Below are 22876 nucleotides of genomic sequence, written 5' to 3'. Positions count from 1 at the left end.
AACTATCGTAATGTTTAAAATATTCATACAGAGGCCTGTATTGGCCACAGTTATATCCATTTTACTGGTCATACTCGGTATACTTGGCCTCTCAAAATTACCCTTACAACAGTTTCCAGACATTGCTCCACCTTCCGTATTGGTGACTGCGGTTTACCCTGGTGCCAATGCTGAAACCGTGCTAAGATCGGTTGCACCTTCACTCGAAGAATCGATCAATGGAGTAGAAAACATGAGTTACATGAGTTCTACAGCCAGTAATGATGGTTCCCTGGCGATTACCGTATTCTTTAAACTGGGTACTGATCCGGATCAGGCTGCTGTGAACGTTCAGAATAGGGTGGCACAAGCTACCAGTCAGCTTCCGGCAGAAGTTGTGCAGCAAGGTGTAATCACTGCCAAACAACAGAATAGCTTTATTATGGCTATCGGTATGTTCACTGAAGACGAGTCAAAGTACGACCAGACCTTCGTTGCGAATTATGCCCAAATCAACATTATTCCAGAGATCAAACGTATCCCTGGAGTTGGTGCAGCGAACATATTTGGAGGTGTTAAAGATTACTCTATGCGGGTGTGGTTGAACCCTACACAAATGTCTACCTATCAGGTAACGCCTGATGAAGTGATGGGCGCCATTAAGGATAAAAGTTTGGAAGCGGCACCGGGAAGATTTGGTGAAAAAAGTAACGAGGTTTTTGAATATGTAATCAAATACAAAGGAAAGCTTACCAAACCTGAAGAATATGAGAACATCGCTATTCGTGCGAATCAAGATGGTTCTGTATTGCGATTGAAAGATGTGGCGAGAATTGAATTTGGTGCTTATTCTTACTCTAGTTTAACTCGTTTAAACGGTAAAAAAGGTATCGTTATTGGAGTGATTCAGCTTGCCGGTTCCAACTCAAACGAGATTCAGATTGCCATCAACAAGCTGATGGAAAAGTCGGCGAAAGATTTCCCCACTGGCATTAAGCATAATATATTCTACAGCACTAAAGTAGCATTGGATCAATCTATCGACCAGGTTAAACACACGCTACTGGAAGCTTTCCTATTGGTGTTTGTTGTTGTATTTATCTTCCTTCAGGATTTCAGATCTACGCTGATTCCTGCCATAGCAGTTCCGGTAGCAATTTTAGGTACCTTCTTCTTTATGCAGTTATTTGGCTTCTCTATCAACCTGTTAACCTTGTTCGCTTTAATCCTTGCTATAGGTATTGTAGTGGATGATGCGATTGTGGTAGTGGAGGCCGTCCATGCTAAAATGGAGCATTCGCACATGGACGCTAAGCAGGCGACCACCGAAGCCATGCATGAGATTACAGGTGCAATTATTTCCATCACCCTCGTCATGGCCGCAGTGTTCTTACCGGTCGGGTTTATGGAAGGTTCAACAGGTGTGTTTTACAGGCAGTTTGCTTTTACTATGGCAATAGCCATTGTCATCTCCGCTGTTAACGCGCTAACGCTTAGTCCAGCGCTTGCTGCCTTATTTTTAAAAAACAATCATGCAAGTAAAGGCGAGAGAAAGCAGACGTTTTCAGAGAAATTCTTCTCTGGGTTTAACAGAAGCTTTGACTCACTTACTAACCGCTATGTTGGTGCGCTGAAATTCCTGATCAAGAATAAATGGGTTAGTTTGGGCGGATTGGCAGTAATTACCCTCGCAACAATTTGGATGGTAAACACTACTCCTGCAGGTTTCATTCCTACAGAAGATCAAGGATTTATCGCCATATCTGTGTCTACGCCCTCCGGAACTTCTCTTAATGGAACTCAAAAGGTCATGACAGATGCAGAAACAAAGCTGAATGAGCTGCCTGCATCACGGTTTGTGACTGCTATCTCTGGTTTCAACTTGCTTACCAACTCTACCAGTCCTTCTTCTGCCGTAGTCTTCGTTCTTTTGAAGCCTACAGAGGATCGTGGTGAGGTCAAGAATATTGACGCCATCATGGAGCAGGTCCGCGCTAAGCTAGGCAGTATTACCGGTGGACAATTCTTCGTCTTTAGTTTTCCTACAGTTCCGGGTTTCAGTAATGTGGAAGCACTTGACCTTGTTTTACAAGACAAAACAGGTGGTAAGCTTGATAACTTCAGTGGTATCGCAAATGGATTCATTGGCGACCTCATGAAGCGTCCTGAAATCGCTTATGCATTTACTAGTTTCAAAGCCGATTACCCGCAATTGCAATTGGAGATCAATGACGAAAAAGCCAACCAATTGGGCGTAAGTATCAAAGATATTTTGCAAACGATGCAAACCTATTTCGGAAGTGCGCAGGCCTCAGACTTCAACAGATTCGGTAAATACTACCGTGTAATTGTTCAGGCAGATGTGGCTGATCGTGCTGATCCAACTTCCATAGACAGGGTGTTTGTTCGCAACAAAACAGGAGAAATGGTGCCCATCAAAACACTGGTAAAACTTAACCGCATCTACGGTTCTGAGACCGTGTCCAGATATAACCTGTTTAATTCAATTCAAATTAATGCCATCCCGAAACCTGGTTACAGCTCCGGTGATGCCATTAAAGCTATTCAGGAAGTGGCTTCTAAATTGCCATCAGGCTTTGTACAGGAGTTTTCAGGACAAACCAGAGAAGAGATATCTTCAGGTGGACAATCGACCGTTATCTTCTTATTGTGTTTAACCTTTATCTACTTCTTGCTGGCCGCTCAGTATGAGAGTTATATATTGCCTTTAGCGGTTATCTTTTCTATCCCTGTCGGAGTCTTCGGAGTCTTCGTCGCAATCGGCTTAACTGGTATTGTAAACAATATCTATGTCCAGGTCGCTTTGATCATGCTCATCGGTTTGCTTGCCAAGAACGCGATTTTGATTATTGAGTTTGCTGTTCAAAGAAGACGAGCTGGTCAGCCCTTGGTAGCAGCTGCACTCGAAGCATCAAAACTGAGGTTAAGACCAATCATCATGACTTCACTGGCCTTCGTAGTCGGATTGATTCCAATGATGAATGCATCCGGACCGTCGGCTCAGGGAAATCACTCTATTAGTATCGGCGCTGCCGGAGGAATGATTTCGGGAGTAATACTGGGCTTGTTAATCATTCCGGTACTATTTATCATCTTTCAATATTTGCAAGAAAAGATTAAGCCAATGCACTTAAAATCAGTAAATCACGCACACCATGTTAAAGAACCCGTTCATGAAATCGCATAATATAATATACATCTTTATTGCTTCTCTTTTGATCTTAGAAGGATGTAAAGTCTCTAAAGATGTTGTTGCGCCTGCAAATGCTGCCCCCGAAGTTTACCGTGGGGCGGCAGCAACCGAAGGCAGCAGCATTGCAACGTTAAAAATCAGAGAGTTTTTCAAAGACGAGGATATCCTTCGTCTCATAGACACTGCTTTGCTCAGAAACCTGGATATTCAGGTGGCACTAAAGAACATAGAATCAGCAGAACAATTATTTAAACAAAGCAGATTGGGGAATCTTCCTGCTGTTAACCTCCTGATCAGCGCAAGTTCAAACCGTCCATCTGATAACAGCTTAAACGGATTAAGTACCAGTCAGTTTTTAGGTACCAAACATATTGAAGACTACAACGCGGTTCTAGGTCTGAGTTGGGAAGCTGATATCTGGGGAAAGATCAGAAGTCAGAAACAAGCGGCTTACGCTAGCTACTTGCAATCTGCTGAAGTAAAGAAAGCAGTGCAAACCCGAATTGTTGCTAACGTTGCTCAGGGCTTTTATCAATTGCTTATGATGGATGCCCAAATGAGGGTTGCCCAAAGAAACCTGGCACTTAATGACAGTACGCTAAACATGATCCGCTTACAGTTTGATGCCGGACAAGTTACTTCACTAGCGATTCAACAAGCAGAGGCACAGCGGTTAGTTGCAGCAAGCATCATTCCCAGACTGGAACAAGCTATCGTGTTGCAGGAAAATGCGTTGAGCATATTGACAGGTAAAGTCCCGGGTGCGATCTCACGCAGCTCAAAATTGGAGAGCCTGTCTGTGCCAGAACACTTGTCGGCCGGTGTACCCTCAGAAATGGTGGCAACCAGGCCCGATGTTCGTGTTGCAGAACTTGCTTTGCATGTTGCAAATGGCAGGGTTGGAATCACCAAAGCAGGGATGTACCCTTCGCTAACCATAACGGCTAATGGTGGATTGAACTCGTTAAAGGCAAGTAACTGGTTCACTATTCCTGCATCCTTGTTTGGTAATGTGGCCGGAGGTATTGCTCAACCGTTATTCCAGAGAAAGCAATTGAAAACTCAATATGACCTGGCTGTAATTGACAGGGAGCGTGTAGTCATACAATTTCGTCAGTCTGTTCTGGTAGCTCTTGGAGAAGTATCTGATGAACTGGTGAAAATTGACAAATTGAAACAGCAGTTTGATTTATCTCAACAACGAGTAGTTACCCTTCAAACAGCAGTTAGAAACGCAAATCTGCTGTTTAAAAACGGTATGGCGACTTACCTTGAAGTCATCACTGCACAAAGTAATTCTTTACAAAGTGAGTTGGAGCTTGCTTCTGTTAAGGCTGCAGAACTCTCCGCTGCTGTAGAACTTTACCGTGCTTTGGGTGGTGGGAGCTAGGCGTCGATTATAAACTGTAGGTAAATTTTGTAAAGCTGACGGTGAATTGGAAACGGAAATAGAAGTAATTACGTAAGTTTGCGCAGATACTTATAAGCAACACATGAAGAATTTATTTTTAATTGCGTTAGGCGTTATGTTCAGCTTCACAGCTAGCAGCCAAATATTAAAGCCGGTTAAATGGAGTTATTTAGCTAAGAAAACTTCAAAAACTGAAGCAACTCTTCTGATCAGAGCAACGATTGATAATGGATGGCATATCTATTCTCAGACTGTTCCGGATGGTGGTCCGATTAAAACTTCATTCAGCTTCAAGCCTGCAAAAGCTTTTTCTTTGGTAGGTAAAACTGTTGAGCCAAAGCCGATCAGTAAATTTGAGAAGACCTTTGATATGAATGTTGCTTTTTTTGAGAAGTCGGTTACCTTTCAACAAAAAGTGAAGCTGGTAGGTGGCAAAACTGTTATTAAAGGATCCGTAGAATTTATGGTCTGTGATGACCATCAATGTTTACCTCCAGAGACAGTTGAGTTTTCAATCCCGGTAAGCTAATACAATGATCACATTACATTTCAAAAATACATTTAGAGTGCTCCTTATCGGGGTACTCTTTTTTTTAGGTAGCACTTCTACCGTTTTTTCGCAAACGGATACAACGATATCAAATGATGAATTTACGGAGATCGTTGCAGATACAACCAGCACTGATACGGTAGCGGAAGCTAGCACAACAGTTGTCTCAGACAGTCAGGATAGAGCGGAAGTAAAGCCACTTTCATTAAAACAAGAGGCTCAGAAAACCCTTTGGCAAACTTTCATTGCCGGATTAATAGGCGGCTTTTTAGCCTTCATTATGCCTTGTATCTTTCCAATGGTACCTTTGACAATCAGTTATTTTACCAAGCGTGCAGGCAGTAAGCAAAAGGGTATAGGTCAGGCCATGATCTACGGCCTTTCTATCATTGTGATCTATGTTGCTTTTGGTTTGCTGATCACGGTATTGTTTGGTTCCGCAGGTTTGAACGCTTTTAGTTCCAGTGGCCTGTTTAACTTCTTCTTTTTTCTTGTTCTGGTCACTTTTGCGATTTCTTTCTTTGGCGCTTTTGAAATCACATTACCAAGTGCTTTTGTTAATAAAATAGACCAGAAAGCCGATACCAGTAAAGGTTTAGGCGGTATCTTCTTTATGGCGGCTTCACTGGCCCTGGTTTCCTTTTCTTGTACAGGTCCAATTATCGGTACCTTACTTGTGGAGGCCAGCTCCAAAGGAACGTTGTTAGGTCCGGCAGTGGGCATGTTTGGCTTTGCTTTAGCACTATCACTACCATTCACCATTTCGGCGATCTTCCCGGGCTTTCTAAGTTCCATGCCTAAATCAGGCGGATGGCTGAATAGCGTTAAAGTATGCCTTGGTTTCCTTGAACTTGCTTTCGCTTTGAAGTTCCTTTCTGCCGCAGATCTGGTATGGCACTGGGAATGGTTTGATAGAGAGGTTTTCCTGGTCCTGTGGATCGTGATCTTCCTGTTGATGGGCTTTTACCTGCTGGGAAAACTGAAATTCTCACATGATAGTGATTTACCTTTTGTATCTGTTCCAAGATTATTTTTAGCTATGTTCTCCTTCGCATTTGCAATTTACATGATCCCCGGTTTATGGGGAGCGCCTGTTAGCGTATTAAGTGGTTTAGCGCCACCAATGAATACCCAGGACTTCATCCTCACTCCAGGTGGCTCAGCTTCAGCTCCTGCAGATACCAATTTTCCAACGGAAGTAAAATACGACAAGGTGTTTAAAAAGCCTGTTGGCTTTACGCCTTTCTTTGACCTGGAAGAAGGACTGGCCTATGCCAAGAAAGTCAATAAACCGGTAATGATCGACTTTACAGGCTGGGCCTGTGTGAACTGTCGCAAGATGGAGGACAATGTTTGGATCAAGCCTGAAGTAGGCAATCTAATCAAGAAATACGTTTTGATTCAATTGTATGTTGATGAGCGTAAGACCAAGATGCCAGCAGATAAGATCCATTATTCAAAGATTTTGAAACACAAGACGGACGACCTGGGCTGGTGGAATGCAGATTTCCAGGCGACAAATTACAACACCAATTCACAACCGTTTTATGTATTGGCAGGTCATGATTTGAAGCCATTGGTTACACCGCAAGGTGCGATCTTTAATGCAAGCGATTATGCGATGTTTCTACAAAGTGGTTTGGATGCTTACGCAAATACAGTCGGGAAGTAGCCGTTAAGCTAGATATATGGCGCTTAATCGCTCTGTTTTCTACTTTACACCACCAAACGCAGCAAAACATAAGTTTTTGTGAAGTATCTCGACGTTTTTGAAACCTACGCTTTTCATTAAAGCGAGTTGGTATTCGATTGACCTTGGCGTATCCTCGTAGGCGATATAATCGAAAACTTTCTGTCGGTATTCCGGTCCGCCAAGACTTTCTATGTATTTACCATAATGCGTTTTAAAGAGTTCGTTCAGCACTTCACTATCATGACTGATGAGGTCTGAGATCCAGAAACTTCCTCCTGGCGTCAATGCCTGATAGATCTTGCTGAAAACGTTTGTCCAGTCCTGATCGTCACGCAAATGGTGCAGCGTGGCAGCGGCAAGAACGATATCAAAGGATTCTGTTCCCAAATCCAGTTCCCGCATGTCTAACTGTATGGTGCGCACACTTCCTGCAGTTTCCGGGCTTACACGCTCCTTCGCCTTATCTAACATCGCTGAACTTAGGTCGTTCAATGTACAATTTAGGTCAGGGATCTTGGTAAGCATTTTCAAGGTATAGTTTCCTGCTCCACAACCAATGTCTAACAAATTCTTTGCAGCTGGAGTAACGGCCTTCGCTGCATCCGTGCACAGTTCCATAGTAAGTGCTGCATCAAGCGTAGTTAATTGACCAGTGTCAAGATTTGAGAAACGGGCTACATCTTTATCAAACCGATCCCTGATCTCTTCATTTGATGCCTTATTGTTAAATCGCTCATCCATGGATTGTATTCTTTATGTCCAAAATTACATAATAATTTAATACGTCAACGAACGATCTTGCACGCTTCTCAGCGAACATTCATAAGCTTCTTGCGTTAATTTGTAGTTAAGCAAAATAGAAACTGAATGATTTCCTTTCAACAAATCTCCCACTATAAGTTACAATTTAGGCCTAGATCAATAAATACTTATACTTACAAGATACGAAAATTAAATGACATAACCTAATGATTTATATGGATATCTGCCTCAAAACAAGTATTTAATATCTTTATTAAACCGCCGGTTTAATAAAGAACAACTAGGGAACTCCTAGGTATATCAGAGCGCACTCATTGGGAAAAGGGGGGCCTTTTCCCAATGAATCCCCTGTTATATCGCAGTGAGTCCGCTGTTAGTGCTGGACCAGGTACTTTAATCGGGTTACGCGAATGATGGAAAGAGATAAAAAGAAATAAGCAAAGATGTAAGCCGTTTTCACGTTTAATCTTTGCCTTTATTGAGAGGGATTTAGGGGTTGCTACGTATGAAACAAGTAACGGATGACTAGGAGTAAACCTAAACATTGCTCTTGTACGCATCAACTGTGAAAACACACAGGTTCAGACTAAACTCTGTTATTCAAATAAGAGCAATTGGTAGGGATCACCCGATCGCGGATGGTTTGGAACGTCATTGAAATTCGAAATGGAGATCCCTAAAAGCCTGACCGACTTTTCAAACAGATCAACATTTTCCAACAACTGTACAGCGGTGCCGAAAATTTCATCGTACTTGTAGACCGGCTCAGGTAAAGAAAGATTTCTGGTAATTTGCTTAAAGTCACTAAATTTCAATTTAAGCGTCACCGTTCTACCTTTTAGATTTTGTTTCTCTAACCTCAACGTAACTTTTTCAGCCAGCTTTTTTAGCTCCGTATGCATCTCTTCGGGAGAAATCAGATCATGTTCAAACGTATCTTCTGCCGCAAGCGATTTCGTCTCACGGAAGGGCTGAACGGGGCGTTCATCTATACCGCGAACGATTCGATAATAGAATTTGCCCGACTTACCAAAATAGGTTGTAAGCACCTGTTCCGAAAGTTGCTTTAAGTCGCCACCTGTATGGAGATGCATGCTTTTCATCTTCTTTGCAGTCACTTTACCTACACCAAAGAACTTTTCGACAGGCAAGGCCTCCATAAATGCTTCAATCTTTGATGGCCCAATAAAAGTAAGGCCATCAGGCTTATTCATATCTGAAGCTATCTTAGCTACGAATTTATTGGAAGATACCCCAGCAGATGCTGTTAAATTCAACTCTTCTTTAATGGCTTGCTTTATCATTTTCGCGATGTCCAGCGCAGAACCAATCGCTAATTTGTCATTTGTAACATCTAAATAGGCCTCATCCAGTGATAAGGGTTCGATCAGATCGGTGAAACGACTAAAGATTTCCCGGATGGCTACCGAAGCTGCCTTGTAGGCATCGAACCTCGGTCTCACAAATAAAACTTGTGGACAAAGCTGCTGCGCTTGTCTTGAAGGCATCGCTGATTTAATGCCAAACTTCCTTGCTTCGTAACTTGCAGTAGCCACTACTCCGCGTCCTTCAGGGGAACCTCCAACAACAATTGGCTTTCCTCTGTACTCAGGAAAATCACGCTGTTCTACCGATGCATAGAATGCGTCCATATCAATATGGATTATCTTTCTCAACAGCTAAATTTAAGGATAAGTTGTGAGTCGCGCTTTCTTCCATTGAAACAATAGGCGAAAGTCGTTGTTTTAGAGCAATAAACACTGATAGCAATGGAAAATACGCAAGAAAAAGACCTTAACCCTTACGAGTTTACTTTAGATATTAACGCAGAGCCTCACGCGGTACGCGTTGAAGTACCTAAAGAAGGGGATTATGTGGTATATATAAATGGAGAGAGAACAGGACATATTACAAGCACTGAAACAGCTGGCAAAAGGTACTGGATTACAAAGGACGACATTGAACAGCGCCTGGTTGACCAAATTGGTGAACAAGTAGAACTCTTAGAAGCAGGTGACGTACACTAGTGCCCCGAGTTGTTCTTTTTAATAAAAGAAAGATAAAACGCTGTGCAGATGATAATTGCAACTACAATTAATAGTATGATTAGCGTTTGAAGTCCCTGGGCAGATTGCTGATTTTCCATGTTTTAATTTTTGATGAAGGTAAAAAAAATAGTTTATATGAAAAATAAATATGAGATTAATGACTTGAACGGACTTAAGGCCAGACAGATGGCTTTATTGGCGGAGTCAGATATGCATGCCGAAGCGGTTTTAATGGATTCAAAGTCCTATGTACAAGACTTCTCGTTAAGTAATTTGATTAAAAGAAAGCCAGAGCCAGTTTTGAATATAAGCCTAAAAAAGCCAGACAGCAGCGCTATGCTTTCAGGTAAGATACTTTCATTGGCCTTGCCAATTATCCTGAATAAAACAATCTTTAAAGGCTCAGGTTTCATCACAAAGGCGGCAGTTACTTTTATTTCAAGCAAGACAGGTGCGAAATTAGGCGGGCGCCTCGTGAAGTATATCAACAGACTTAAGAAATAAGTTCTTGAAACTATTTTTTATATTGTAGTTTCTAACCGAGCAATATAAATGATTTCCAGGTGTAGCATACTTTTAACGTTATGCGTGTTGATATTCGTCAATGTAAGGGGTGCTACCTGGAAAATCGCAACCTTTGAGGATCCTCTTATTATATCTGATTTTACAGTAGTTGATGCTTCTTGCATGGCAAATGGTTCCATCACTTTAAAGCAAAATAAAGGTGCTGGTTTTATTTTGTCATGGGTAGACGCTTCAGGCACTTCCCGGGGTTCTTTAAGACAAATCAGCAATCTTCCAGCCGGGAACTACACGCTTACTTACCGGGTTAACGGCAGCGATCCTTACACTTTAACCATCCCAGTTTTACAAGCCTATCCAAATGCGGCCAGTCAGGATGATTTAGTTATCCCTTGCGATCAGACCTTTCTGCGGGTCCGTGCGGATGTATTTTCGACCACTACTATATCAAGCTATCAATGGGAAAATGCAACTGGAAGACCTGTCGGTTCTACAGAGTTCATAAACTTACCAGCCGGACAATATTTTCTGACAGTAACCGATGCTAATGGTTGCTCTTCCAATAAAGCGAGAATAAGGATTAAAGCTGCATCTGCCAGACCTATCATTGATCGAAGTCGGGAAGTAGTTGCAACCTCAGGATGTTTGTCCCCTGATGGTTCCATTTTAGGGGTGACTGTTACATCGACGGATCCCGGGTCACTTACCTATATCTGGAGAAACTCTGCCGGAGTAGCGGTGAGTAATGAGTTAGATCTAAGGAATGCTCCCGCTGGAAAATACCGTTTAACTGCCAGGCTCAGCACCGGTGAGTGTGAAGCGGTTTCAGCGGAAATAGAAGTTAAGCAAAGAAACCCACTGACCAGTTCCACAACTTCGTTTGTGTCCAAGAACGCAGATTGTGAGTTGCCAAATGGAGGAATTACAGGAGTCAAAACGAATGCAACTTCTTTTAGGTGGATTGATGTTAACGGAAACACAGTGGCCACCACCTTGGATATGATCAACGTCAAAGAAGGATACTACGAGCTCATTTTGTCTAACGACTTCGGTTGTCAGGAGACCCTGGGACCGTTCCATGTTAAGGCGGGGGACCAGCCAATTGTGATGTCTTCAGTGCCTGTGATACAAAACGACAGTTGCAACTTGTCTAAGGGGAGCATACTAGGAGCAAGGGTGATTGCATCAGGCATTCGATATTCATGGACGGATGCCAGCGGCAAGGAAATTTCTACTAATCCTGATCTAAGAAACGTCAGCTCAGGGGAGTATGTTTTAACCATCCGAAATCCTGCTTGTTCGAAATCCTTTTCTTATACTGTTCAGAACATTGAAACTCAATTACTGGCACCGGTTTTAGCTGATAAATTTGTCTGTTCTGCCACTGATATATTAATAAGTTTCGCTGAAACCGCCCCGTTGTATCGAATTTATGATCAAAATGGCAAACTGATCTATGAAAGTACGGGCAAGAACTTCATGCTTAACGTACAAGATAATATGACGTATTATGGTGCGTTAGGCAAAGGTTCCTGTGAAAGCCCAAGAACCGCTTTTAAGGTTTCGGTCGGTGAGGTGGCTATAAAGATTCCTTCATCGTTCACGCCCAATAATGACGGCACTAATGATACCTGGGTACTTAAAGGTATTGAAATTTATAACACTGCTGATGTTAAGATCTTCAACAGATATGGCGTCATTGTTTATCAGAGTACAGAGACGACCCGTTCATTTGATGGAAAGAAAGACGGTAACGACCTGCCTTCAGGGGTCTATTATTACGTCATTAAACTAACGAACGAATGCAACCCCTTTACTGGCAGCATCACTCTTTTAAGGTAATGACTGGTAGTGATAAGTAAACCTGCCATTGGGCGCTGCATCACCATTATCCATCCAGTGCATTGGATCACCGGCCAGTTGACAATTGTCTGCCCACTTAAAATTGATTGAAAAAGTAGGGCCCTTAATGTCAAGGCATTTGAGAGGGATTGCAACCTCCATCTCATTTCCGCTTTTTCGGTAATTAAGCTGTGCCTTTAAAAGTTCGCTTGCAGTTCCAGTCAATCGGTGTAAAGAAGTGGTTTTATCATTCAATACTTTCGAATTAAGAACATATTGGAAGCCAAGCCAACCAGCGCTTTTAGCGCCTTCGACAGAAATAAACAGTTGCATCCAGTCTGCGTCATCCCAAGTACTCATTGCGTCATTCGTTTTTACATAAAAGTAGAGATGGGAATTGTCCGAACTGACTTTACACTCGACGATATCGTTCCTTCCGGAAGTGTTCACATATTGTACAATCCGGCCCCATCCGGGGTGCTTTCTGTGATAAGTGTCGCCAGCATCATCCTTGTATTGTGCTCCCACTTTACGCCAGTCAGAGAACCTACCATCAATCGTTATGCGATGTTTTCTATGTTCTGCTACAGACTTTTTAACGCCCTTAAACTTACGGATGTTATCGGCCAATTGATAATAGTAGTGGTCTTGCGTTTCGCCTTTTTCCGGCTCTGCGTCTCTGCTAAACTCCGCGTTATATAAATCTACAAAGTAGGTTTCGCCTTTATTTATCTTCTTGCCAAGAAAGCTCGCGGATGCGCCATCATCAAAGCGCATCGCAACCCATTCATTCCAGCCTGTCACAAATATGAATTCCGGGTCGACAGCCAAGGCGCGGTTCCATTGTTCCTGAAAGTAAAGCCCTTTTTCAGTTTGTTTGACTTTCGGCTCAAAACCATCCTGAAAGCTTCTGCCGATGTTCGACATGGGATGCTGTGCGACGCTAACACTAACCTGCTCCGGTTTATCTTTTGACTCATGCCAGCCGTAATTTTGCGGATAGTGATCCAGCCAGGGCCATTTATCTTTTCCATCTCCGAACCATTCCTGCTTCTTAGTCCATGCCCAGGATTGTCTGCTGGAGAAGAACTGGCTTTGCGCTTCATCCAGTGCCTCAGGGGGACAAAGAAGTAGCGGCTTTCCTTTCCAGTTAAACCACAGCTCTTTGAATAAACCTTTTGCATAAATTTGCTGATATAGCTGATTAACTGTTTGTTTTGCTACACTATTGACGATAAACGAGATGGACGGCGTACTGATTCCTGAAGCTCTTAACTTGGCATATACAGTTGCAATTTTTGTAACCTGCGGAAGATAGATTGCAGCATTTGTGGCATCCAGAATAATGACGTCTACTCCAGCGTCAGATAAAAGTTGTGCGTGTTTTCTAATTACCCACTCATCATCTGCCAGGTAATAACCAAAGTAGGGCTCACCCCAGTGGTGGAATGCATGAATGGGTCCGTACTTTGGATTGAGCGGATCTTTTTTTAACATTTGAGTGATATCATAAGGACTCAATGTATCCGAAGGCTTTTTTGCCATCACACCACCGTCGGCCGCACCTGCCTGGTGCTGATCGTAACCATGTGCGCCCTGCCATACAAAGTAGAATATTCCTACATATTTGCCCGCTTTTTCCAAAGGGTATAAAGCAGGATCGATCTTTCTTCCAAAGCCATCCGTGGCATACCAGGTGCCAGCAGAACTGGACGAAGAAATAGAATTGGTTGGTAATTTTCTTAGGTCTTGCCCCGATGATTGAAAAGTAACGAGTATTAATAACAAGCAGGAGGCTAGCCGGTAAATCTTTGTAGCAGTGATCATGGATTTCTAAATATACAGTATAATCCTAAACATAAATCTGTTATCTTGGCTTTTAATGAAACATGTATATACAAGATTCGGCTTCCTTTTACTGCTATTATTGCCTCCATTTTTGGCTATCGCACAGCGTAAAAGCCCAATTGGCATATTTGATTTGAAGTATACGCTGGTCTCAGACTTAAAAGATCCCCAACAGCTAAAGACCGCTTGGGAAGATGTACATTTAATCGCAACCTTACAAGGAATTGTAAATCGTAATAGTCCGCAGTTGTATATTAAGTTCGTCGAAAACGGTGCTGTAAACATTGATCAATACTGGTGGAATAGGTACCGCAAACAAGGTAAGTGGCTTCAAGGGAGGGACACCGTGGTTTTTAAAGACATCATCGAAGTAGTCAATGCTTACAAGAACCAGATCAATGGCGTAGTAGTTTATGATCCCAAAGTGGCGGCGACCAGCAACGTAGCTTCATCTGTTTCCGGGATAGAAAATCTGATAGCCGTTAGGTACGATAAAGATCCTAATAGTTTGTATTCAAGGCTAGTAATGGGTGGGCCCATGCTTCGCGTTAAAGCATGGTTAATTAATTGGGATGGGTCGTCTCTATTCAAAGGTACAGGAACGATTCCCGGAACAAAAAGAGCTTCTACAGGATCGCCTAAGAATGATGCGTACTTATGGTTTCTGGAAAAGTATATGAAAACAGGAAGATGTAATACAAGGTATGGTGCATATTATATAGATCAGGAATGGCTTAACAAGCCGCAAGTGGCCGGCAGGAACCACCACACGCTTTCCAATCACGATTTCTTTGTAAGTAAGAAAGGCTTTTTCTTTGACTTGAGTCCCTGGGGCGATGAGGCAGCTACAGATGAGCCTTCTCAGAAAGTTGGTACTGACCTCAACACGCTAAAAGAGTTGTTGCTGGCAGCATATAAGCAGAATAAAGGACAGACATTTGCCTATTTAGGTGGCTTCCCGCCCTGGGCATTTAAATACACTAAACATGCCGGTGGCAGTCATGATGATGTTCCAACGGAATGGGAATATTCACGCATCATCAGTGCCTATAATGCCTTCAAAGACGCAGATGCTATCGGTTACGGGGCCTTGGCCAACTCCTCGTTCTGGCAACATTTTCCATTAAAGGCTAAGTACGAACAGAAATGGGTAACGGAGACCGACCTAAAGAGGAGGGGGTATCTCAGTGCTGAGGGGAAGGTTGATTTTAAAGGTCGTGATTTTATGATCTTTTATGTGGGGGATTACGACGCTTCCTCATGGGTGTCGCAGATGACACCATATTTGTGGGATAGTAAAGATCGGGGGAAGCTTCCTTTGATGTGGAGTATCAGTCCGGTATTACAGGAACGTGTTCCGATGGCTTTGGCTTATCTGCGGGAAAGTGCCTCGCCAAACGATTATTTTGCCGCTGCAGATAACGGTGCTGGTTATTTGATGCCAGGTATGTTACAAGCTCCAAGACCAATATCAGGATTAGCTGACGGGCTGGATGCCTGGGTTAAACACAATATTCCATATTATAGAAAATGGGACCTCACCATAAGTGGATTCATCATTGATGGACAGGCGCCTGGCTTAAATGAAAGAGGCTTTGACGCTTACGCTAAGTTTAGTCCAAATGGGATTGTGCCTCAAAAAACTCCGCTAACTTTTTTACACGGAGATATGCCGGTTTTACGTGCTGATGCAGACATTAACCAAGGGAATCCTGCAGAGGCAGCGACTGCAATTCATAACCGCATCAGGAACAGGCCTGTTCACTTCCATTGGTTTAGAAACATATTAAAAGATCCGGGATGGTACGTGGCCGTTATGGCAGAATTGAAGAAGAGCAACCCTGAAGTAGAGCTTTTGGATGCAGCGACTTTCTTTGAACTCTACAGAATTTGGTTAAAGGAAAACACGGCAGCAGCTGCAGGGAAAATCAATTAAATAAGTACTTTTGAGGCTTCAATGACAGCTTCCCCTCCCAAAGACCCGATTTTAAATTTATCATTTCTGCTACTTTGCTTAAGTTCATTACTTTTTTCGGCAAGTTTCAATATGCTCATTCCCGATTTGCCGGAATACCTGACGACGCTTGGAGGGGCAGAATATAAGGGTTTGATCATCGCCTTATTCACACTTACAGCAGGAATTTCAAGACCTTTTAGTGGCAAGCTAACCGATACTATTGGTCGTGTCCCGGTCATGGCAGTCGGTTCTGTGGTTTGTTTCCTATGCGGGTTCTTATATCCAGTCCTGACTAGTGTTTCAGGCTTTTTATTTCTGAGGCTTATTCACGGGTTTTCTACCGGGTTCAAACCTACGGCTACCTCCGCATATGTGGCCGATATTGTTCCAAGGGAGCGCTGGGGTGAGGCACTTGGAATCCACGGCCTTTGTTTTAGTACGGGCATGGCAATTGGTCCTGCGATAGGAAGTTACATCAGCGGCACCTATTCCATCAACGTATTGTTCTATTGTTCATCACTCTTTGCCTTAATGTCTATCATTATATTGATGAACATGAAGGAGACTTTGAAAGATAAGCAAAAGCTCAGTCTTGATGCTTTCAAGCTGTCTAAACGTGATATCATTGACGTAAAAGTGCTTCCGGCTGCAATCGTAACGCTGCTTTCCTATATTGGTTATGGCGCAATATTGACGCTGATTCCAGATTGGGGTGGTCATCTTGGACTGGTTAATAAAGGTATTTTCTTTATGATCTTCACCATCGCCTCATTGCTGATCAGATTTTTAGCAGGTAAGGTTTCAGACAAGCATGGACGGTTGAATGTTACCATTGCCGGACTGGCCATTCTCTGTATATCATTGATTGTCATTGGTTTTAACGAAAGCCAGATGGGACTGTTTATTGGAGCGATATTTTACGGAATAGGCACGGGAATCCTTTCACCTGCACTAAACGCTTGGACAATAGATCTAAGTGATCCTCACCATAGGGGTAAAGCGGTGGCAACTATGTATATCTTTCTAGAGGCGGGAATTGGCCTGGGGGCGCTGACCGCAGGTTGGTTCTATCAGGATGTGATCAGCATGATACCCAACATATTATACGCCTCTGCAGCAATCACTTTTATCGCATTGCTTTACATGCTTTACTGGAAACGCAGTTTACAGAATAGGACTACCGAATAACAAAGCGGAGTTTAGAATTCTTTAGAACGTTTTATTCAACACCCTTAACAGACATTGGGATCGTATATAGCGACGTTCTTGCGGTTATAAACAGGATGTTCTTCTCTTTACCACCAAAACACACATTCGAGGTGCCTTCAGGCACTTTAATTTGTGCGATCTGTTGACCTTCACTGGTGTAGATTGTGATGCCATTTCCGGTAAGGTAGATATTTCCTTTATTATCTAGGGTCATCCCATCAGAACCACGGTTGATTAAAAGCCGCTTAGCCGACAGCTTTCCTTTTTCTCCAATGGTATATCTATATATTTTACCCGCCCCAGCATCGGCTATATATAGGTACTTGCCATCAGGGGAGCCAACAATTCCGTTTGGTTGATTTAAACTGTCTGCAGCAAGTATAATTTTGTTACTGCCTTTAGGAATTATATAAACGCTTTGGTGTGGGATTTCTGCTGTTTGCCTTGTCCAGTATTCGCGCTGATAATAAGGGTCTGTGATAAAGGTATTTCCCGCTGGATCAATCCATAGGTCGTTAGGCCCGTTCAGTTGTTTGCCTTCGAAACTTTTAGCAATTACTTTTGCCTTACCTTTTTTATCTACCGACCAAAGTTCTCCTTTTTCATCTGCACAAAGGATCAGGTTGCCTTTCTTGTCAAAGAAGGTGCCGTTTGCACGGCCAGTTTTCTCAAGGAATAAGGTGACTTTTCCGTCAGTTCCAAATTTCCAGACCTTATCATTTGGTTGGTCGGTAAAGAATACATTTCCGTCTTTATCAGCCGAGCAACCTTCAGTAAAGGCATAATTAGTTGATACCTTTTCAAGGTCATCGGGATTGAAGAGCGTCGGCGTATTGCTGTCGCTCTGCGCAAAAGTATAAGAAAGGGCAGAGGAAGCAGTCAGAATGGTTAATAAAAAAGACTTAAGTTTCATGGGTTGATATTTGGTAAATATGTAACTAATTCAATAAAGATAACTTAAAAGTAGTACCTATACCAACCTCGCTATCCACAGAAATCGTTCCACCGAGAGCTTCAACTTGATTTTTAGTGATAAATAGTCCGATGCCCCTCGCGTCTGCATGCTCATGGAAGGTCTTGTACATACCGAATAATTTCTTTCCGTGTTGCTCAAGGTCAATCCCAATTCCGTTGTCCTTTATCTCCAGGATAACCCTGCCATCATCAACAAAGGCGCTTATCTTGATTCTTGGATCGCGTTCTGGGTGTTTATATTTTATTGCATTGGTAAAAAAGTTGAGGAGTATGCTTTCCAGGTAGGCTGGATTATAATTAATGTGTAGATCTGTATCCACGAATATTCTGAATTCTGCCCGCTGCTTTTCCGCTAATGCCCTGATCGCGGTCAGTGTCTTTTTTATTTGTTCCTTTAAGTTTATGGCCTTGGTTTGCTTTTTATCATTAAGTTGGAAGCTTACAATTTCATTCAGGTTTGCAATCGTTTCAAAAAGATTGTCTGCATTCTGCCTTAACAGGGTAAGCATGTGGCCTTTCTCTTTTTCGTCCTTTTCCATTTCCAAAAGTTCCAGTAACATTTGAAAGTTCCCGGCGTGTGACCTCAAATTGTGAGAAACGATGTGTGCGAAGTTAATCAAACGTTTATTCTGATCACTAATGATCGCCATTGTCTTCAATTGGACTTCTTCAAGTTGTTTACGTTTTGAGATGTCTTCTAAAGTCCCAAGCATAACCAATGGCTTATCGTCAACCGACCATTTGATTACTTTACCATTGCTTAGTATCCAAACCCAGCTGTCATCTTTGTGACGCACGCGGTACTCACACTGGTAATAGTCTGTTTTTTTGGTAAAACAGTCATTCATGCTAAGATTTACGGACTGAACGTCTTCGGGATGTAATCGCTTAAACATTGCATCAATGTTGTGAATAGGGATTTCTCCCACTTCAAAGCCGATCATATTGAAGCATCTGCTGTCGTTTGTTATCTTGTCTATTGCAACATTCCATTCCCAGGTTGCGATTTGAGTACTTTCGATGACATTGTTTAGTCGCTGCCTTTCTTTTTGGAGTCGCTCGGAATTCTTTATCCGTTCGGTAATGTCTTTCAACTGGGATATGAAGTACAAGGGCTTTGCATCAGGACTTCTTACAATGGCTACAGTCAACGAAATCCACACAACGTGGCCATCTTTGTGGACAAAGCGCTTGCTCATGGCATAAGTATCAGCTTCGCCCTTTATTAGGCGTTTTACATGTGCAAGATCTTCTGCTAGGTCTTCTGGATGGGTAATGCTTTGGAAAGTGAGTTTCATAAACTCGTCCCGCGAATAGTCAAGAATAGCACAAAGACTGCTGTTAACTTCAATCCAATTCCCTTCTAGAGAGACCAATGCCATACCTATGGGTGCATGGTCAAAGGCAGTCTGGAACTTATTGTGATTCAACTCCAGTTTTTCGATCAACCGTCTCTGAGGAGTAATGTCCTGTAGCGTACCAACGAGCTTGATGCATTGTTCGCCTAAGAACTCAGCTTGTGAATGCATTTCAACCCATTTAAAATTTCCCTTTGCTGTCTTAATCTGAAACTGGCTAGACATTGCCTCGCCAGTTGCAATCAGGTTCTTCATTTGATCCTCAATGGTGTCCGTCATGAATACGGGTACATAGAACGATAGCGCTTCTTGAATAGTAGGAGTGTAGTTTTCAGGAGTTTCGAAAAGTTGTTTGGTGATAAAATCCCAAAACACAACATTGCTTGCCAGGTCGAGTTCCCATATTCCAATTTTCGCGAGTTCAGCAGCTTTCTTATATAAGTCTAGTTGATGGTTCATTATTTCAATCTCTTTGCCGCTTTTATATCGCGTTTGCTTAATACCCTGGCATTAAAAACAATTGATTCTATAGGCACGTCTTGTTTGTCCGTTTGTGCCTTATTGATCTGCTCTGCAACATCCAGACCGACCACGACCTCTCCGAAAATAGTATAATCATAATCAAGCCGTGGAATACCTCCCTTAGTTTTATAAATCTCGCGGGTTTCTGAAGACATTTTCCTGCCTGTTTTCTTTTCTAATTCGTCAAGTTGTTCATCTGTCCAAACTTTCCCGGAAACGAGGTAGATTTGATTAAAGTAGGAGCTTTTCGCTGGATTATCATCCCTTCCGGCACCCAATGCGCCTCGCTTATGAATCAGGTTGCTGTCAATCTCTGCAGGCAATCTAAGCGGTGTTTGCTCGGGGTGTAATTTTTCTTCAGCCAAAATAGGCTCATCTAGTTCGCCTGCCTGGCTCACGAAGTCTTTTATAACCCTGTTGAATTGAGCCTGCTTATAGGTTCCTTTTCGCACTTCATTTAAAAACATCTTTTTATGCTTAGGCGTTTTGTCGTAAAGCATTATAACAATGTTTCCTTTGGTGGTGCTGAACTCCACGTAACTACGCTGCGCAGCCGCGCAAGTAGACATTAAGATGAAAAGTGCAATTGCCTTTAAAGCTTTCATTTGCATTTCTGGAGTTCAACAACGATCATCACAGGGAAATGATCCGACGGTAGTCGGGCCTCAAAAGCTTTAAGTTTCAGCTCTTTTGGAAAGTTACCATTTGTGTTAACGTTTTCCTCTTTGGCCGCTGGCGTTCTATAGGTATCAGTTAAGATGCCGTAACGCTTAACAACAGCGCAATTGGATAAAAATATATGATCTATGCGGCTGTCTGTCATCGCTGAAGGATCGAAGCGGTTAAAGGTTCCGTTTGTTGCATACTTGATTTGAGTGGTTCTATAAGCGTCCTTCAAAGCAGAGCCACTTAATATGCTAAAGCTTTCATCGTTCTGATCCACATTAAAATCACCTGTTAGAATAGTCGGTTCCTCTCCTGCAAGCTCCTTTATCTTTCTCAAGATCAACTTCGAACTTTCCCGTCTTGCCTTAACTCCAACATGGTCGAAATGTGTATTGAAGAAATAAAATTTAAGTCCTGAAGCAACATCCTGAAACTGGCCCCATGTGCATATACGAGGTAAAGCGGCATCCCAACCTTTGTTAGGTGTTTCTGTCTTCTCCGATAGCCAGAAATGTCCGTTATTTAATAATTTGAACTTTGACTTCTTGAAAAATATGGGTGCATACTCACCTGCTTCTTTACCGTTATCCCGACCAACGCCCAGGTGTTCATACTCTGGAAGGCTATTGGAAAGGTCGGTCAGTTGTTCATGCAAAACTTCCTGAGCACCAAAGATATCGAAGTCATGGAATTTTATCAGGTCGGCGATCACCGGTCCCCGCAGATCCCAGCCATTTCCGTCTTTTTTATCTCCATTGTTTTTATACCTTATATTAAATGTAGCTACATTTAGCTCCTGCGCAAAGGCAGCGTTAGCATTGATTAAAATCAGTAGGACTGCAATTAGCTTGGTCATTTTCATAGAACAGATATGATTAGTCACCCCGTATCAACATTACTTAGAATGTCGGGTTAGCCAAAAATAGTCGTTTCTATATATATTCAGGTTTTTTTTAATGATATTGTTAAACAACCTACCTACTGGAAGTTATGCAAGACAATCTCGCCCATACGCTGCGATCTTTCACACTTATTACATTTACGCTATTAAGTGTTCTGGTATTTTCGTCGGCAGGATCGATTGCGCAACTTCGGCACTCAAAGACGGCTAAATTTAAGTCCTATAAGGGACTGGTTATGGCCGGATACCAAGGCTGGCATAATGCGCCCGAAGATGGTGCAGGTAGGGGTTGGTATCATTATACTAATAAAGGGAAGTTTGAACCTGGGAACACTAATGTTGATCTCTGGCCAGAAACAACTGAGTACAAAAAGGTATATAAGACTCCTTTTTTAAATAGCGACGGTAGTCCGGCTTTTCTTCAGAGTGCACATGACGCCTCTACTTCAGATGTACATTTTAGATGGATGAAAGAATATGGCCTGGATGGTGTGTTTATGCAACGCTTTGTTACAGAGATTAGAGGAAGATCCGGAAGGCATCATTTTAATGCCGTGTTGTCTAACGCTTTGAAATCTGCACGTAAATACGGAAGAGCCATTTCTGTCATGTATGATTTATCCGGTTGCAGGGACAGCGTTGACGTTCCAGTGTTGATAAACGATTGGAAGAACCTGGTCGACAGCATGAAAATAACGCAACAGGGTAACGATCAGCCTTATCTCTACCACAATGGTAAGCCAATGGTTGTATTATGGGGGGTAGGGTTCAATGACAATAGAAAATATACGCTTAAAGACGTTGCCAGGATGGTGGATTTTCTACAAAATGACCCTGTCTATGGTGGTTGTTCAGTGATGCTCGGCGTCCCGACCTACTGGAGAGAGTTTGGAAACGATACAGAGAAGAATCCTGCGCTACATGAATTGATTAAGAAAGTCGATATTGTCCATCCATGGACGGTGGGACGTTATGCGAGTGCAGAAGCGTATGAGCAATATTCGGAGGTTCAGAAGAAAGATATCGCCTGGTGCACTAAGGAAAGAATAGAATATGTAGGTGTGGTCTTTCCAGGTTTTAGTTGGCACAATATGAATCCTAAATCACCGAGCAATCAGATCCCCAGAGATCGGGGTAGATTCTTCTGGAGACAAATTGCAGGTGCGGTAAGCAATGGCGCTCAAATGCTTTACATTGCGATGTTCGATGAAGTGGATGAAGGAACCGCAGTCTTTAAGATCTCTAAGACACCACCGCAGGGAGCAAGCACCTTTGTTACCTTTGAAGAAGATATTCCATCAGATTACTATTTATATTTATCAGGCTATGCTGGTAAAATGTTAAGAAAGCAGGTGCCGTTCAGAATGGATGTTCCACTGCCAACCCTTAAGTAGTTGTTTGGGAATGCGAGTAGGAAGT

18 protein-coding genes are annotated in these 22876 nt (G+C 42.6%); 10 read left to right on the top strand and 8 right to left on the bottom strand.

What is annotated here, in order from left to right:
• Positions 1–10: 10 nt before the first annotated feature.
• From WKF66_RS15475 to WKF66_RS15460, 4 genes are all read left to right on the top strand, one after another.
• Positions 11–3187, top strand: a complete 3177-nt coding sequence (locus WKF66_RS15475) for an efflux RND transporter permease subunit (protein ID WP_489675375.1) — start codon at positions 11–13, stop codon at positions 3185–3187.
• The gene (locus tag WKF66_RS15470) at positions 3174–4583 is read left to right on the top strand and encodes an efflux transporter outer membrane subunit (protein WP_489675374.1); all 1410 of its coding nucleotides are present in this window, start codon (positions 3174–3176) and stop codon (positions 4581–4583) included. The genes WKF66_RS15475 and WKF66_RS15470 overlap by 14 nt, the downstream gene beginning before the upstream one ends.
• A gap of 103 nt (positions 4584–4686) precedes the next feature.
• On the top strand, positions 4687–5133 hold the full coding sequence (locus WKF66_RS15465) for a protein-disulfide reductase DsbD N-terminal domain-containing protein (RefSeq protein WP_489675373.1): 447 nt from the start codon (positions 4687–4689) through the stop codon (positions 5131–5133).
• A 4-nt stretch (positions 5134–5137) separates the two neighbouring features.
• Entirely contained in the window at positions 5138–6826 is a 1689-nt protein-coding gene (locus WKF66_RS15460) for a protein-disulfide reductase DsbD family protein (RefSeq protein ID WP_489675372.1), read from the top strand.
• Positions 6827–6865: 39 nt separating this feature from the next.
• Here the strand turns inward: WKF66_RS15460 and WKF66_RS15455 are convergent, their stop codons facing one another.
• Together WKF66_RS15455 and dinB are read right to left on the bottom strand one after the other, a co-directional pair.
• Entirely contained in the window at positions 6866–7588 is a 723-nt protein-coding gene (locus WKF66_RS15455) for a class I SAM-dependent methyltransferase (protein ID WP_489675371.1), read from the bottom strand.
• A gap of 617 nt (positions 7589–8205) precedes the next feature.
• On the bottom strand, positions 8206–9261 hold the full coding sequence (gene dinB, locus WKF66_RS15450; protein WP_489675563.1) for a DNA polymerase IV: 1056 nt from the start codon (positions 9259–9261) through the stop codon (positions 8206–8208).
• Positions 9262–9378: 117 nt separating this feature from the next.
• Between dinB and WKF66_RS15445 the strand changes: the two genes are divergently transcribed.
• A complete protein-coding gene (locus WKF66_RS15445; RefSeq protein ID WP_489675370.1) occupies positions 9379–9636 on the top strand; it encodes a hypothetical protein in 258 nt (85 codons plus the stop codon).
• Here the strand turns inward: WKF66_RS15445 and WKF66_RS15440 are convergent.
• Positions 9633–9755 carry a hypothetical protein gene (locus tag WKF66_RS15440; RefSeq protein ID WP_489675369.1) on the bottom strand — a complete coding sequence of 41 codons (123 nt, stop codon included), beginning with the start codon at positions 9753–9755 and terminating at the stop codon, positions 9633–9635. The genes WKF66_RS15445 and WKF66_RS15440 overlap by 4 nt on opposite strands.
• 37 nt (positions 9756–9792) lie before the next feature.
• Here WKF66_RS15440 and WKF66_RS15435 point away from each other — a divergent pair, with 37 nt between their 5' ends.
• Positions 9793–10161, top strand: coding sequence for a hypothetical protein (locus WKF66_RS15435; protein WP_489675368.1), 369 nt, complete (start codon positions 9793–9795; stop codon positions 10159–10161).
• Positions 10162–10245: 84 nt separating this feature from the next.
• Positions 10246–12021, top strand: a complete 1776-nt coding sequence (locus tag WKF66_RS15430; RefSeq protein WP_489675367.1) for a T9SS type B sorting domain-containing protein — start codon at positions 10246–10248, stop codon at positions 12019–12021.
• On the opposite strand, the gene WKF66_RS15425 is transcribed toward WKF66_RS15430, so the two are convergent.
• The gene (locus WKF66_RS15425; protein ID WP_489675366.1) at positions 12013–13848 is read right to left on the bottom strand and encodes a hypothetical protein; all 1836 of its coding nucleotides are present in this window, start codon (positions 13846–13848) and stop codon (positions 12013–12015) included. The two genes, WKF66_RS15430 and WKF66_RS15425, sit on opposite strands and share 9 nt — an antisense overlap.
• A gap of 55 nt (positions 13849–13903) precedes the next feature.
• Between WKF66_RS15425 and WKF66_RS15420 the strand changes: the two genes are divergently transcribed.
• Entirely contained in the window at positions 13904–15805 is a 1902-nt protein-coding gene (locus WKF66_RS15420; RefSeq protein ID WP_489675365.1) for a GxGYxYP domain-containing protein, read from the top strand.
• A gap of 21 nt (positions 15806–15826) precedes the next feature.
• Positions 15827–17014: an MFS transporter gene (locus tag WKF66_RS15415; RefSeq protein WP_489675364.1), complete on the top strand. Its 1188-nt coding sequence runs from the start codon at positions 15827–15829 to the stop codon at positions 17012–17014.
• Positions 17015–17045: 31 nt separating this feature from the next.
• Here the strand turns inward: WKF66_RS15415 and WKF66_RS15410 are convergent, their stop codons facing one another.
• The 4 genes from WKF66_RS15410 to WKF66_RS15395 are packed head-to-tail and all read right to left on the bottom strand — an operon-like array spanning position 17046 to position 21418.
• The gene (locus tag WKF66_RS15410) at positions 17046–17948 is read right to left on the bottom strand and encodes an SMP-30/gluconolactonase/LRE family protein (protein ID WP_489675363.1); all 903 of its coding nucleotides are present in this window, start codon (positions 17946–17948) and stop codon (positions 17046–17048) included.
• A 25-nt stretch (positions 17949–17973) separates the two neighbouring features.
• A complete protein-coding gene (locus WKF66_RS15405; RefSeq protein ID WP_489675362.1) occupies positions 17974–19827 on the bottom strand; it encodes a PAS domain-containing sensor histidine kinase in 1854 nt (617 codons plus the stop codon).
• Positions 19827–20495, bottom strand: coding sequence for a peptidylprolyl isomerase (locus WKF66_RS15400; RefSeq protein ID WP_489675361.1), 669 nt, complete (start codon positions 20493–20495; stop codon positions 19827–19829). The genes WKF66_RS15405 and WKF66_RS15400 overlap by 1 nt, the downstream gene beginning before the upstream one ends.
• On the bottom strand, positions 20492–21418 hold the full coding sequence (locus WKF66_RS15395) for an endonuclease/exonuclease/phosphatase family protein (protein WP_489675360.1): 927 nt from the start codon (positions 21416–21418) through the stop codon (positions 20492–20494). Before WKF66_RS15395 ends, WKF66_RS15400 begins: the two co-directional genes overlap by 4 nt.
• Positions 21419–21546: 128 nt before the next feature.
• On the opposite strand from WKF66_RS15395, the gene WKF66_RS15390 reads away from it, so the two are divergent.
• A complete protein-coding gene (locus WKF66_RS15390) occupies positions 21547–22851 on the top strand; it encodes a glycoside hydrolase family 99 protein (protein WP_489675359.1) in 1305 nt (434 codons plus the stop codon).
• Positions 22852–22876: the final 25 nt, after the last annotated feature.

This window comes from Pedobacter sp. (assembly GCF_037719805.1).
Classification (GTDB): domain Bacteria; phylum Bacteroidota; class Bacteroidia; order Sphingobacteriales; family Sphingobacteriaceae; genus Pedobacter.
The sequence above is the reverse complement of the archived record's forward strand: the minus strand, read 5'-3'. Positions and strand labels throughout refer to the sequence as shown.

Excerpts from the sequence above, each read along its gene's own strand:
- WKF66_RS15475 (WP_489675375.1), top strand. The coding sequence starts at position 11 with ATGTTTAAAATATTCATACAGAGGCCTGTATTGGCCACAGTTATATCC.
- WKF66_RS15470 (WP_489675374.1), top strand. The coding sequence starts at position 3,174 with ATGAAATCGCATAATATAATATACATCTTTATTGCTTCTCTTTTGATC.
- WKF66_RS15465 (WP_489675373.1), top strand. The coding sequence starts at position 4,687 with ATGAAGAATTTATTTTTAATTGCGTTAGGCGTTATGTTCAGCTTCACA.
- WKF66_RS15460 (WP_489675372.1), top strand. The coding sequence starts at position 5,138 with ATGATCACATTACATTTCAAAAATACATTTAGAGTGCTCCTTATCGGG.
- WKF66_RS15455 (WP_489675371.1), bottom strand. The coding sequence starts at position 7,588 with ATGGATGAGCGATTTAACAATAAGGCATCAAATGAAGAGATCAGGGAT.
- dinB (WP_489675563.1), bottom strand. The coding sequence starts at position 9,261 with ATGGACGCATTCTATGCATCGGTAGAACAGCGTGATTTTCCTGAGTAC.
- WKF66_RS15445 (WP_489675370.1), top strand. The coding sequence starts at position 9,379 with ATGGAAAATACGCAAGAAAAAGACCTTAACCCTTACGAGTTTACTTTA.
- WKF66_RS15440 (WP_489675369.1), bottom strand. The coding sequence starts at position 9,755 with ATGGAAAATCAGCAATCTGCCCAGGGACTTCAAACGCTAATCATACTA.
- WKF66_RS15435 (WP_489675368.1), top strand. The coding sequence starts at position 9,793 with ATGAAAAATAAATATGAGATTAATGACTTGAACGGACTTAAGGCCAGA.
- WKF66_RS15425 (WP_489675366.1), bottom strand. The coding sequence starts at position 13,848 with ATGATCACTGCTACAAAGATTTACCGGCTAGCCTCCTGCTTGTTATTA.
- WKF66_RS15420 (WP_489675365.1), top strand. The coding sequence starts at position 13,904 with ATGAAACATGTATATACAAGATTCGGCTTCCTTTTACTGCTATTATTG.
- WKF66_RS15415 (WP_489675364.1), top strand. The coding sequence starts at position 15,827 with ATGACAGCTTCCCCTCCCAAAGACCCGATTTTAAATTTATCATTTCTG.
- WKF66_RS15410 (WP_489675363.1), bottom strand. The coding sequence starts at position 17,948 with ATGAAACTTAAGTCTTTTTTATTAACCATTCTGACTGCTTCCTCTGCC.
- WKF66_RS15405 (WP_489675362.1), bottom strand. The coding sequence starts at position 19,827 with ATGAACCATCAACTAGACTTATATAAGAAAGCTGCTGAACTCGCGAAA.
- WKF66_RS15400 (WP_489675361.1), bottom strand. The coding sequence starts at position 20,495 with ATGAAAGCTTTAAAGGCAATTGCACTTTTCATCTTAATGTCTACTTGC.
- WKF66_RS15395 (WP_489675360.1), bottom strand. The coding sequence starts at position 21,418 with ATGAAAATGACCAAGCTAATTGCAGTCCTACTGATTTTAATCAATGCT.
- WKF66_RS15390 (WP_489675359.1), top strand. The coding sequence starts at position 21,547 with ATGCAAGACAATCTCGCCCATACGCTGCGATCTTTCACACTTATTACA.